20 protein-coding genes and 1 pseudogene are annotated in these 9,736 nt (G+C 58.9%); all 21 read right to left on the bottom strand.

The features are described from left to right. Positions 1 to 12: 12 nt before the first annotated feature. Positions 13 to 216: a 50S ribosomal protein L30 gene (gene rpmD / locus BLU15_RS36970; RefSeq protein WP_043623384.1), complete on the bottom strand. Its 204-nt coding sequence runs from the start codon at positions 214 to 216 to the stop codon at positions 13 to 15. A gap of 12 nt (positions 217 to 228) precedes the next feature. Continuing rightward, positions 229 to 798, bottom strand: coding sequence for a 30S ribosomal protein S5 (gene rpsE, locus BLU15_RS36965; protein ID WP_034795569.1), 570 nt, complete (start codon positions 796 to 798; stop codon positions 229 to 231). A 128-nt stretch (positions 799 to 926) separates the two neighbouring features. Continuing rightward, positions 927 to 1,289 carry a 50S ribosomal protein L18 gene (gene rplR / locus BLU15_RS36960; protein ID WP_034795567.1) on the bottom strand — a complete coding sequence of 121 codons (363 nt, stop codon included), beginning with the start codon at positions 1,287 to 1,289 and terminating at the stop codon, positions 927 to 929. A 12-nt stretch (positions 1,290 to 1,301) separates the two neighbouring features. Further along, the gene (rplF, locus tag BLU15_RS36955) at positions 1,302 to 1,835 is read right to left on the bottom strand and encodes a 50S ribosomal protein L6 (RefSeq protein ID WP_034795564.1); all 534 of its coding nucleotides are present in this window, start codon (positions 1,833 to 1,835) and stop codon (positions 1,302 to 1,304) included. Positions 1,836 to 1,881: 46 nt separating this feature from the next. Further along, positions 1,882 to 2,280, bottom strand: coding sequence for a 30S ribosomal protein S8 (gene rpsH, locus BLU15_RS36950; protein ID WP_025426677.1), 399 nt, complete (start codon positions 2,278 to 2,280; stop codon positions 1,882 to 1,884). A gap of 12 nt (positions 2,281 to 2,292) precedes the next feature. Beyond that, positions 2,293 to 2,598 (bottom strand): 30S ribosomal protein S14, encoded by a 306-nt coding sequence (gene rpsN, locus BLU15_RS36945; protein ID WP_034795562.1) that lies wholly within the window; start codon positions 2,596 to 2,598, stop codon positions 2,293 to 2,295. A gap of 34 nt (positions 2,599 to 2,632) precedes the next feature. Then, complete coding sequence (gene rplE, locus BLU15_RS36940; protein WP_034795552.1) at positions 2,633 to 3,190, bottom strand: 50S ribosomal protein L5; 558 nt, start codon at positions 3,188 to 3,190, stop codon at positions 2,633 to 2,635. Beyond that, positions 3,183 to 3,494 (bottom strand): 50S ribosomal protein L24, encoded by a 312-nt coding sequence (gene rplX / locus BLU15_RS36935; protein WP_025426674.1) that lies wholly within the window; start codon positions 3,492 to 3,494, stop codon positions 3,183 to 3,185. The genes rplE and rplX overlap by 8 nt, the downstream gene beginning before the upstream one ends. Positions 3,495 to 3,508: 14 nt before the next feature. Continuing rightward, positions 3,509 to 3,877 (bottom strand): 50S ribosomal protein L14, encoded by a 369-nt coding sequence (gene rplN, locus BLU15_RS36930; RefSeq protein ID WP_034795548.1) that lies wholly within the window; start codon positions 3,875 to 3,877, stop codon positions 3,509 to 3,511. 178 nt (positions 3,878 to 4,055) lie between these two features. Next, positions 4,056 to 4,292 carry a 30S ribosomal protein S17 gene (gene rpsQ / locus BLU15_RS36925; RefSeq protein ID WP_034795546.1) on the bottom strand — a complete coding sequence of 79 codons (237 nt, stop codon included), beginning with the start codon at positions 4,290 to 4,292 and terminating at the stop codon, positions 4,056 to 4,058. A gap of 12 nt (positions 4,293 to 4,304) precedes the next feature. Then, positions 4,305 to 4,505, bottom strand: coding sequence for a 50S ribosomal protein L29 (gene rpmC, locus BLU15_RS36920; RefSeq protein ID WP_034795543.1), 201 nt, complete (start codon positions 4,503 to 4,505; stop codon positions 4,305 to 4,307). A gap of 11 nt (positions 4,506 to 4,516) precedes the next feature. Continuing rightward, positions 4,517 to 4,930 carry a 50S ribosomal protein L16 gene (gene rplP, locus BLU15_RS36915; protein WP_011975175.1) on the bottom strand — a complete coding sequence of 138 codons (414 nt, stop codon included), beginning with the start codon at positions 4,928 to 4,930 and terminating at the stop codon, positions 4,517 to 4,519. 38 nt (positions 4,931 to 4,968) lie between these two features. Continuing rightward, positions 4,969 to 5,703, bottom strand: a complete 735-nt coding sequence (gene rpsC / locus BLU15_RS36910; protein WP_034795537.1) for a 30S ribosomal protein S3 — start codon at positions 5,701 to 5,703, stop codon at positions 4,969 to 4,971. Beyond that, positions 5,703 to 6,092: a 50S ribosomal protein L22 gene (gene rplV / locus BLU15_RS36905; protein WP_034795534.1), complete on the bottom strand. Its 390-nt coding sequence runs from the start codon at positions 6,090 to 6,092 to the stop codon at positions 5,703 to 5,705. The genes rpsC and rplV overlap by 1 nt, the downstream gene beginning before the upstream one ends. 2 nt (positions 6,093 to 6,094) lie before the next feature. After that, complete coding sequence (rpsS, locus tag BLU15_RS36900) at positions 6,095 to 6,373, bottom strand: 30S ribosomal protein S19 (protein WP_018239488.1); 279 nt, start codon at positions 6,371 to 6,373, stop codon at positions 6,095 to 6,097. Between the two features lie 15 nt (positions 6,374 to 6,388). Further along, complete coding sequence (rplB, locus tag BLU15_RS36895) at positions 6,389 to 7,225, bottom strand: 50S ribosomal protein L2 (protein ID WP_034795526.1); 837 nt, start codon at positions 7,223 to 7,225, stop codon at positions 6,389 to 6,391. Between the two features lie 43 nt (positions 7,226 to 7,268). After that, positions 7,269 to 7,562 carry a 50S ribosomal protein L23 gene (locus tag BLU15_RS36890; protein WP_034795524.1) on the bottom strand — a complete coding sequence of 98 codons (294 nt, stop codon included), beginning with the start codon at positions 7,560 to 7,562 and terminating at the stop codon, positions 7,269 to 7,271. Continuing rightward, entirely contained in the window at positions 7,559 to 8,179 is a 621-nt protein-coding gene (rplD, locus tag BLU15_RS36885) for a 50S ribosomal protein L4 (RefSeq protein ID WP_034795521.1), read from the bottom strand. Before rplD ends, BLU15_RS36890 begins: the two co-directional genes overlap by 4 nt. Positions 8,180 to 8,191: 12 nt before the next feature. Next, positions 8,192 to 8,878, bottom strand: coding sequence for a 50S ribosomal protein L3 (rplC, locus tag BLU15_RS36880; protein ID WP_090302246.1), 687 nt, complete (start codon positions 8,876 to 8,878; stop codon positions 8,192 to 8,194). Positions 8,879 to 9,017: 139 nt separating this feature from the next. Then, entirely contained in the window at positions 9,018 to 9,326 is a 309-nt protein-coding gene (gene rpsJ, locus BLU15_RS36875; RefSeq protein ID WP_003507767.1) for a 30S ribosomal protein S10, read from the bottom strand. A gap of 320 nt (positions 9,327 to 9,646) precedes the next feature. After that, positions 9,647 to 9,736 (bottom strand): annotated as a pseudogene (locus tag BLU15_RS36870) (elongation factor Tu); the annotation flags it as partial.

Here is a 9,736-nt window from a genome sequence, read left to right as displayed (position 1 = left end):
AGCTTATCCCCCTCACTTCTCGTCGACGACGCGAACGAGGTGCTGGACGGTCCGGATCATGCCACGGACAGACGGAGTGTCTTCCAGCGTGCGAACCCGGTGCATCTTGTTGAGGCCCAGGCCGATCAGCGTCTGACGCTGTACGGCCGGACGGCGAATGGGGCTACCGATCTGCTCGACGGTAACGGTCTTCGCTGCGACTTCTTTCTTAGCCATCTGTCAGCTCCCTTATTCTTCGGAAGCAGCGCCGGAGGAAACACGACGAGCCTGGAGCGTGGCGTACTTCATGCCGCGCTGAGCTGCGATGTCCTTCGGGTGCATCTGGTTCTTGAGGGCGTCGAACGTTGCGCGAACCATGTTGTAGGGGTTCGACGAACCGGTCGACTTGGCAACGACGTCATGAACGCCGAGCGTTTCGAAGACGGCGCGCATCGGGCCACCAGCGATGATACCGGTACCGGCCTTGGCCGAACGCAGCAGCACCTTGCCGGCGCCATGACGACCGTGAACGTCGTGATGCAGGGTACGACCACCACGCAGCGGGACGAAAATCAGGTCGCGCTTTGCGGCTTCGGTTGCCTTGCGGATGGCTTCCGGCACTTCGCGTGCCTTGCCATGACCGAAGCCAACGCGGCCCTTCTGGTCGCCAACGACGACGAGAGCGGCGAAACCGAAACGACGACCGCCCTTCACCACCTTGGCGACGCGGTTAATTGCTACGAGCTTATCGACAAATTCGCTGTCGCGCTCTTCGCGGTTCTGGCGATCTTCGCGAGAACCCTTTCTTTCCTGTGCCATTGTCCTTTTCCTTTTTCTTTTCCGGGTGCAATCGGCAGATTGACAAAAGTCGCCCCCGTCCGATGGATCGGATGCGACCGGAAACCTATGAGAGTGCCAGGCAGGCGCAACGCCCGCCTGGCGACCGATCAGAAGTTCAGACCACCTTCACGGGCAGCATCGGCCAAAGCCTTGATGCGGCCGTGATAGATGAAGGCGCCACGATCAAAGACAACGTCCTTGACGCCAGCCTTAGCGGCACGCTCAGCGATGAGCTTGCCGACGGCAGCAGCAGCTGCCGTGTCAGCGCCCGTCTTCAACGACGAACGCAGATCGGTATCGAGCGTGGAGGCAGACGCAAGCGTCTTGCCGGCCACGTCGTCGATAACCTGTACGTAGATGTTCTTCGACGAGCGATGAACCGACAGGCGCGGACGGCCATTGGCGACCGCCTTGATTTGACGGCGCACGCGGTTGGCGCGACGCACAAGAGTATCTTTCCTGCTAGCCATTTCGCGTGATCCTTACTTCTTCTTGCCTTCTTTGCGGACAATCCGCTCTTCGGCATACTTGACGCCCTTGCCCTTGTAGGGCTCGGGGCCGCGGTATTCGCGGATTTCCGCGGCAACCTGGCCGACCTGCTGCTTGTTGATGCCGGACACGATGATTTCGGTCGGCTTCGGAACAGCAATCGTGATGCCTTCCGGGGTCTGGTAGACGACGTCGTGGCTGAAGCCGAGCGCCAGCTGCAGGTTCTTGCCCTGCAGCGACGCACGATAACCAACGCCGTTGATTTCGAGCTTGCGCTCGTAACCGTCCTTGACGCCCTTGAAGATGTTCTCGATCATCGTGCGGGACATGCCCCACTTCGAACGAGCATCCTTGCTCTGGCTGAGCGGCTGTACAACAACCGCATTTTCTTCGAGCTTTACCGATACTTCGTCGTTTGCAACAAAGAACAGTTCGCCCTTCGGGCCCTTCGCCGTTACCTTCTGGCCATCAACGCTTGCCGTGACGCCTGCCGGAACCTGAACGGGCTTCTTACCGATACGAGACATTTTTATACCTGTCTGTTCGCTATGGAGAACTTGCTACCGTCTTCGATTAGAAGACGGAGCAAAGGATCTCGCCACCAACATTCTGTTCGCGTGCCTGATGATCGGCCATCACGCCCTTCGGGGTCGAAAGGATGGTGATGCCGAGGCCGTTCGCGACCTGCGGAATGGACTTAACCGAGACATAAACTCGGCGGCCCGGCTTGGAGACGCGTCCGATCTCACGGATCACGGAAGCGCCTTCGTAGTACTTCAGTTCGATGTTCAGCTCGGCCTTGCCGTTGCCGAATACGACTTCGGAGTAACCACGGATGTAGCCTTCAGCCTGAAGAACATCCAGAACACGTGCACGGAGCTTCGAAGCCGGCGTGGAAACGCTCGACTTGCGGCGAGCCGCGCCGTTACGGATACGGGTGAGCATATCGCCCAGCGGATCAGTCATTGCCATGTGCCCGTCTCCTTACCAGCTCGACTTGACAATACCCGGCACCTTGCCGAGGTTGCCCAGTTCGCGAAGCGCAATACGCGACATACGAAGTTTACGATAGAAGGCGCGCGGACGGCCGGTAACTTCGCAACGGTTGCGGATGCGGGTCTTGGATCCATCGCGCGGCAGGCCTGCCAGCTTGATGGTTGCCTTGAACCGCTCTTCAATCGGCAGAGACTGGTTCATGATGGTCGCCTTCAGAGCGGCACGCTTTGCAGCCTGCGAGGCAACCAGTTTGCGGCGGCGCTTGTTCTTTTCAACTGCGCTCGTTTTCGCCATTACAGTTATCCTTCTTTACGCTTGTCGTTACGGATTACTGACGGAACGGGAAGTTGAACTCTGTGAGCAGAGCGCGAGCTTCGTCGTCGTTAGTAGCCGTCGTGCAAACGATGATGTCCATGCCCCACATCTGATCAACCTTGTCGTAGTTGATCTCAGGGAACACAATGTGTTCCTTGACGCCCATGGCGAAGTTGCCACGTCCGTCAAAGGACTTCGGATTGAGGCCACGGAAGTCGCGAACGCGCGGAAGCGCGATGTTCACGAGGCGATCCAGGAACTCAAACATCCGAACGCCGCGCAGGGTAACCTTGGCACCGATCGGCATACCTTCGCGAAGCTTGAAGCCTGCGATGGAGTTGCGAGCGCGGGTGATTACCGGCTTCTGACCAGCAATCGCTGCGAGGTCGGCTGCAGCAACGGTCGGCTTCTTGGAGTCGCCCGTCGATTCGCCAACGCCCATATTGATGACGATCTTGTCGAGGCGCGGGATCTGCATTTCGTTGGCGTAGGAGAACTTCTCCTGCATAGCCGCACGAATACGCTCGACATATTCCTTCTTGAGCCGCGGCTCGTAAGCGGACTTAGCCATCGATCACTACTCCCGAACGCTTGGCCACGCGGACCTTCTTGTCGCCATCGATCTTGAAACCGACGCGGGTCGGCTTGCCGTCCTTCGGATCGGCAATCGCGATGTTCGAAAGATGGATCGAGGCTTCCTTGTTGATGATGCCGGCTTCCTGGCTCTGGGTCTGGCGCTGGTGACGCTTCACCATGTTTACGCCACGCACGACAGCCCGGTCTTCCTTCGGCATTACCTGTACGACTTCGCCGGTACGACCCTTGTCCTTACCGGTGAGAACGACGACTTTGTCGCCTTTGCGAATCTTTTGCATCTCTCAACGCTCCCTTAGAGTACTTCTGGAGCCAGCGAGATGATCTTCATGTGGTTCTTGGCGCGAAGTTCGCGCGGAACCGGTCCGAAGATACGGGTGCCGATCGGCTCTTTCTTGTTATCGATAAGAACGGCTGCGTTGGTGTCAAAGCGGATGACAGAGCCATCCGGACGGCGGATGTCCTTCGCAGTGCGAACGACAACAGCCTTCATGACATCACCCTTCTTTACGCGGCCGCGCGGAATGGCTTCCTTGATCGAAACGACAATGATGTCGCCGACCGACGCATACTTGCGCTTGGAGCCGCCCAGCACCTTGATGCACATGACACGACGTGCGCCGGAATTATCCGCCACGTCGAGGTTTGTTTGCATCTGAATCATGTCAGGTCGCCTTCTTGTTGTTACCAGGCCGGTTGGGTCGAAACCCCCTCGCCCGGCTTATAGTGCTCATCTCAAAGCAAAAGAACGCCCGGAATCGAGCGTTCCCCTGCTTCAATTGCGTGCTTCATACAGGTATTTTCCCAAGACGCAAGGGTCTTGGCGTCAAAACCTGCTGAAATCAAGCGTGGGCGGCGACTACCGTCCAGCGCTTATCCTTCGAGATCGGCGCACATTCCTCGATGGAAACGACGTCACCAACCTTGTACTGGTTGTTTTCGTCATGCGCCTTGTACTTCTTGGAGCGACGGACGGTCTTCTGGAGGATCGGATGCGCAAAGCGGCGCTCGACCCGTACGACGACGGTCTTGTCGTTCTTGTCGCTGACAACAGTGCCCTGCAGAATGCGTTTCGGCATATTTTCTGGTCCTTAGGCCTTGGCTTCTGCCGCCTTCTGGCGGGCAATGGTTTTGACGCGTGCGATGTCCTTGCGGACTTCGTTGATACGCGAAGACTTCTCGAGCTGGCCGGTTGCCTTCTGGAAGCGCAGGTTGAACTGCTCCTTCTTCAGCTTGGCGAGCTCTTCGTTGAGTTGATCGGCGCTCAGGGCGCGAACATCTACGGCTTTCATGAGTTCACTCCTTACTCTGCGATACGCTGCACGAAGCGCGTCTTGACAGAGAGCTTGGCAGCGCCAAGACGAAGTGCCTCACGGGCAAGTTCTTCGCTGACACCATCGATCTCAAACATCATTCGGCCGGGCTTGACCTTGCATGCCCAGTATTCGACCGAACCCTTACCCTTACCCATGCGGACTTCCGTCGGCTTGGCGGTGACCGGAACGTCAGGGAACACACGGATCCAGACGCGGCCGGCGCGCTTCATGTGACGCGTGATCGCGCGGCGGGCCGCTTCGATCTCGCGTGCATTCACGCGGTTGGGTTCCTGAGCCTTAAGGCCGAATTCGCCGAAAGCGAGATCAGATCCGCCCTTGGCTACGCCCTTGATGCGGCCCTTGAACTGCTTGCGATACTTCGTACGCTTTGGCTGCAACATTTTTTTACTTCTCCGATATTGGCTGCCAAACGCGAATGTTACGCGTTTTCACGACGGCGGTCACGATCGCCACGGTCGCGATCACGGCCTGCCGGGCCCTGGTTGTCACTTTCGATCGCGCGACGCTCCGAAGCCATCGGATCGTGCTCAAGGATTTCGCCCTTGAAGATCCAGACCTTGATGCCGCAGATACCGAAAGCGGTTTCCGCTTCAGCCGTGCCGTAGTCGATGTCCGCACGCAGCGTGTGCAGCGGAACGCGACCTTCGCGGTACCATTCGGTACGAGCGATTTCGGCGCCACCGAGGCGGCCGGCGCAGGTGATCTTGATGCCTTCGGCGCCAAGACGCATGGCCGACTGAACAGCGCGCTTCATCGCACGGCGGAAAGCCACGCGGCGCTCGAGCTGCTGGGCAATCGACTGAGCGACGAGGGTCGCGTCGACTTCCGGCTTGCGCACTTCAACGATGTTGAGGTGCGTTTCGGAGCTGGTCATCTCGGAAAGCTTCTTGCGGAGCTTCTCGATGTCAGCGCCCTTCTTGCCGATGATCAGGCCCGGACGAGCGGAGTGGATCGTGACGCGGCACTTCTTGTGCGGACGCTCGATTACCACCTTGGCGATGCCGGCAGCCTTCAGTTCTTCCATCAGGTAAGCGCGGATCTTCAGGTCTTCGTGAAGAAGCTGGCCGTATTCGGCGTTGTCCGCGAACCAGCGGCTGTCCCAGGTCCGGTTGATACCGAGACGGAAGCCGATCGGATTAATCTTCTGACCCATTATGCGGCCTCCCCTTTGGCTTCCACTTCACGGACGACGATCGTCAAGTGCGAGAACGGCTTTTCGACACGCGATGCACGGCCGCGACCACGAGCGTGGAAGCGCTTCATGACAATCGACTTGCCAACGTAAGCTTCTGCAACGACGAGCGAATCGACGTCGAGATCGTGGTTGTTCTCCGCGTTTGCGATGGCAGATTCAAGGGTCTTCTTGACCGTCTCTGCAATGCGCTTGCGGGAGAATTCCAGTTCGGCCAGAGCGCGATCGACCTTCTTGCCGCGGATCATCGCGGCAACCAGGTTGAGCTTCTGGGGGCTGACGCGGATCGTGCGCGCAACTGCCTGCGCCTCATTATCCTTCAGCCGGCGTTCGGCTTTTGCCTTGCCCATTGTTACTTCCTCTTTGCCTTCTTGTCCGCACCGTGACCGTAGTAGGTCCGGGTCGGAGAGAATTCACCAAACTTGTGGCCGACCATGTCTTCGTTGACGCTGACCGGAACGTGCTTGCTGCCGTTGTAGACGCCGAAGGTGAGACCGACAAACTGCGGAAGGATCGTGGAGCGACGGCTCCAGATCTTGATCACTTCGTTGCGACCGCCTTCGCGGACCTTCTCAGCCTTCTTGAGAAGATAACCGTCAACGAACGGACCTTTCCATACTGAACGAGTCATTCGAGACTTCCTCTCTTACTTCTTCTTCTGGTGGCGCGAGCGCATGATGAACTTGTCGGTCGACTTGTTCGAGCGCGTACGCTTACCCTTCGTGGGCTTGCCCCACGGGGTAACCGGGTGACGACCACCCGAGGTACGGCCTTCACCACCGCCGTGCGGGTGGTCAACCGGGTTCATGACGACACCGCGAACGTGCGGCTTCTTGCCACGCCAACGCGAACGACCAGCCTTACCGTCATTGATGTTGCCGTGGTCGGGGTTCGACACGGCGCCGATCGAGGCGAGGCAGGAACCATGCACCAGGCGCTGTTCACCAGAGTTCAGGCGAAGGATCGCCATGCCCTGGTCGCGGCCAACGAGCTGTGCGTAGGTACCGGCGGAGCGGGCCATCTGGCCGCCCTTGCCCGGCTTCATTTCCACGTTGTGGATGATGGAGCCGACCGGGATGTACTGCAGCGGCATCGTGTTGCCGGGCTTCACGTCAACGGCCTTTTCCGAAGCGATGACCTTGTCGCCAGCAGCAAGGCGCTGCGGAGCGAGGATGTAGGCCTTTTCGCCGTCGGCGTAGTTGACGAGCGCGATGAACGCGGTGCGGTTCGGGTCGTATTCCAGACGCTCGACCGTGCCTTCAACGTCGAACTTGCGACGCTTGAAGTCCACCAGACGATAGGTGCGCTTGTGACCGCCGCCCTGGAAGCGAACGGTGATGCGACCGAGGTTGTTGCGACCGCCCTTGGAGGACAGGCCCTCGGTCAGCGCCTTTACCGGCTTGCCCTTGTAGAGGCCGGACCGGTCAACGATGACCAGCTGGCGCTGGCTCGGGGTCGTCGGATTGAAACTTTTCAATGCCATTTTCTTGTTCCCTTTTGGGTTTTTACCCTAATGGGCCTATCCGTTAGAGACCGGTGGAGACGTCGATGGACTGACCGTCGGCGAGCGTAATGACCGCCTTCTTCACGTCCTTCTGCTTTCCGGCAAAGCCGCGGAAACGCTTCGTCTTGCCCTTGCGGACCAGCGTGTTCACGGCCGTAACCTTGACGCCGAACAGAGCTTCGACTGCAGCCTTGATTTCAGGCTTCGAAGCGTCCTTGGCGACGTTGAAGACGACCTGGTTCTGTTCGGAAACCAGCGTCGACTTTTCAGTGATCGAGGGGGACACGATCACGTCGTAGTGGCGAAGATCCGTCATTTGAACCGCTCCTCCAGAGCTTCCACGGCAGCCTTGGAAAGCACGAGCTTGCCACGGCGCAGAATGTCGTAAACGTTGATGCCCTGAACCGGCAGAACGTCCACGTTCGGGATGTTCTGGGCTGCGAGCTTGAAGTTGTTCTCGATCTCGGCGCCGCCGATGATGAGAGCGTTGGTGAGGCCGAGCGACGCGAATACGCCGGCGAGAGCCTTCGTCTTGGCTTCCTTGGCAACGAGATCGTCGATGACGATGATCTCTTCAGCCTTCAGCTTGGCCGAGAGTGCATGGCGCAGGCCGAGAGCGCGAACCTTCTTCGGCAGGTCATGGGCGTGGCTGCGAACAACCGGGCCATGAGCCTTGCCACCGCCGCGGAACTGCGGAGCACGAGCGGAGTGGTGGCGGGCGCGGCCCGTACCCTTCTGCTTGTACATCTTGGCGCCGGTGCGGGACACTTCAGCGCGGCCCTTGGCCTTGTGCGTGCCCTGCTGCTTCTTGGCGAGCTGCCAGCGAACGACGCGGGCAATGATGTCTTCACGGGGTTCGAGGCCGAAAATGGCGTCAGAAAGAGAAACCTTTCCTGCGTCCTTGCCCTCGAGGGTTTTGACGTTGAGATCCATTATTCGGCTCCCTTACTTCGATGCTTCGGCGCGCACAGCGGCCGGACGCGGAGCGCCTTCCGGGGTGCCCGACTTGATGGCGTCACGAACGACGATCCAGGCACCCTTGGAGCCGGGGACAGCGCCCTTGACCAGGATCAGACCGCGGTCTTCATCGGTCGATACGACTTCGAGGTTCTGAGTGGTGACGCGCGTCTGGCCCATGTGACCAGCCATGCGCTTGCCCTTCCAAACGCGGCCCGGGTCCTGGTTGGAACCGGTAGAACCATGCGAACGGTGCGATACGGAAACGCCGTGCGTTGCACGCAGACCGCCGAAGTTGTGGCGCTTGATGGCGCCGGCAAAGCCCTTACCGATCGTGGTACCGGTGACGTCGACGAGCTGACCGGTGACGAAATGGTTCGCCGTCAGTTCTGCACCGATGTCGATCAGGTTGTCCGCGGAAACGCGGAACTCGACGAGCTTCGCCTTCGGCTCGACGTTGGCAGCAGCAAAGTGGCCGCGCATCGCCTTCGGCGTGTTCTTGACCTTGGAGCGGCCAGCACCGAGCTGGACAGCAACGTAGCCATTCTTTTCTTCCGTACGCTGGGCTACCACCTGGCAGCTTTCCAGCTTCAAAACTGTAACCGGGATATGCTCACCGGCGTCGTTATAGACGCGGGTCATTCCCACTTTCTGTGCAATCACACCTGAACGCATTGGTTCATTCCTCTTGAGAGTTAGTGACGGAGCGAGCCCCCTCACATCTCTGGTTTAAGGTTTCCTTGAGATCATCCGATCTTGAGGTCGCCCGTTTTTGGAAGCCGTTGGACCGAGGCCCACGTACCTTCCTTGTTTATTAAAGCTTGATTTCCACGTCGACGCCGGCAGCCAGGTCGAGCTTCATCAGCGCGTCAACGGTCTGCGGGGTCGGGTCTACGATATCGAGAAGGCGCTTGTGGGTGCGCATTTCGAACTGTTCACGGCTCTTCTTGTCGACGTGCGGCGAGCGGTTGACCGTAAACTTTTCAATGCGCGTCGGCAGCGGTACGGGACCGCGCACGCTTGCACCGGTACGCTTTGCAGTCGACACGATTTCGCGCGTCGAGGCGTCGAGGATCCGGTGATCAAACGCCTTGAGGCGGATGCGGATGTTCTGGCCGTTCATACGACTTATCCTTGTTCAGGTTACTTGCGGTTTCCGTGGAAAAACACGCAGTGAACTTCGTTTAATTTCGGCCAGTCCGCTAACTTTTCAAAGATCGGAGGGACAGGGTTTCCCCTGCCCCTTCCTATTTGAGCGGGCGTGGCCGGCCTGTCTTTCTGTGAGCGCACAACGTCGAAGCACCGTGCAAATCACGCGTGGGCGCCGTTTGCACTATTTCGTCGTCTTCGGCAAGCCGTGCGACCAACTAAATCTTTCGGGGCGGGTATGTCCAAGGCGCATAGCACATGCGCCTTGTGTCTTCCCGCCCTCAGTCTCGTCGATTACTCGACGATCGAGGCAACGATGCCTGCGCCGACGGTACGGCCGCCTTCGCGGATTGCGAAGCGCAGCTTTTCTTCCATCGCGATCGG

The organism is Ensifer sp. YR511 (assembly GCF_900103045.1).
Lineage (GTDB): Bacteria > Pseudomonadota > Alphaproteobacteria > Rhizobiales > Rhizobiaceae > Ensifer > Ensifer adhaerens.
The sequence above is the reverse complement of the archived record's forward strand: the minus strand, read 5'-3'. Positions and strand labels throughout refer to the sequence as shown.

Coding starts and splice junctions, on each gene's coding strand:
- rpmD (WP_043623384.1), bottom strand. CDS start 216: ATGGCTAAGAAAGAAGTCGCAGCGAAGACCGTTACCGTCGAGCAGATC.
- rpsE (WP_034795569.1), bottom strand. CDS start 798: ATGGCACAGGAAAGAAAGGGTTCTCGCGAAGATCGCCAGAACCGCGAA.
- rplR (WP_034795567.1), bottom strand. CDS start 1,289: ATGGCTAGCAGGAAAGATACTCTTGTGCGTCGCGCCAACCGCGTGCGC.
- rplF (WP_034795564.1), bottom strand. CDS start 1,835: ATGTCTCGTATCGGTAAGAAGCCCGTTCAGGTTCCGGCAGGCGTCACG.
- rpsH (WP_025426677.1), bottom strand. CDS start 2,280: ATGGCAATGACTGATCCGCTGGGCGATATGCTCACCCGTATCCGTAAC.
- rpsN (WP_034795562.1), bottom strand. CDS start 2,598: ATGGCGAAAACGAGCGCAGTTGAAAAGAACAAGCGCCGCCGCAAACTG.
- rplE (WP_034795552.1), bottom strand. CDS start 3,190: ATGGCTAAGTCCGCTTACGAGCCGCGGCTCAAGAAGGAATATGTCGAG.
- rplX (WP_025426674.1), bottom strand. CDS start 3,494: ATGCAAAAGATTCGCAAAGGCGACAAAGTCGTCGTTCTCACCGGTAAG.
- rplN (WP_034795548.1), bottom strand. CDS start 3,877: ATGATTCAGATGCAAACAAACCTCGACGTGGCGGATAATTCCGGCGCA.
- rpsQ (WP_034795546.1), bottom strand. CDS start 4,292: ATGCCGAAACGCATTCTGCAGGGCACTGTTGTCAGCGACAAGAACGAC.
- rpmC (WP_034795543.1), bottom strand. CDS start 4,505: ATGAAAGCCGTAGATGTTCGCGCCCTGAGCGCCGATCAACTCAACGAA.
- rplP (WP_011975175.1), bottom strand. CDS start 4,930: ATGTTGCAGCCAAAGCGTACGAAGTATCGCAAGCAGTTCAAGGGCCGC.
- rpsC (WP_034795537.1), bottom strand. CDS start 5,703: ATGGGTCAGAAGATTAATCCGATCGGCTTCCGTCTCGGTATCAACCGG.
- rplV (WP_034795534.1), bottom strand. CDS start 6,092: ATGGGCAAGGCAAAAGCCGAACGCCGGCTGAAGGATAATGAGGCGCAG.
- rpsS (WP_018239488.1), bottom strand. CDS start 6,373: ATGACTCGTTCAGTATGGAAAGGTCCGTTCGTTGACGGTTATCTTCTC.
- rplB (WP_034795526.1), bottom strand. CDS start 7,225: ATGGCATTGAAAAGTTTCAATCCGACGACCCCGAGCCAGCGCCAGCTG.
- BLU15_RS36890 (WP_034795524.1), bottom strand. CDS start 7,562: ATGACGGATCTTCGCCACTACGACGTGATCGTGTCCCCCTCGATCACT.
- rplD (WP_034795521.1), bottom strand. CDS start 8,179: ATGGATCTCAACGTCAAAACCCTCGAGGGCAAGGACGCAGGAAAGGTT.
- rplC (WP_090302246.1), bottom strand. CDS start 8,878: ATGCGTTCAGGTGTGATTGCACAGAAAGTGGGAATGACCCGCGTCTAT.
- rpsJ (WP_003507767.1), bottom strand. CDS start 9,326: ATGAACGGCCAGAACATCCGCATCCGCCTCAAGGCGTTTGATCACCGG.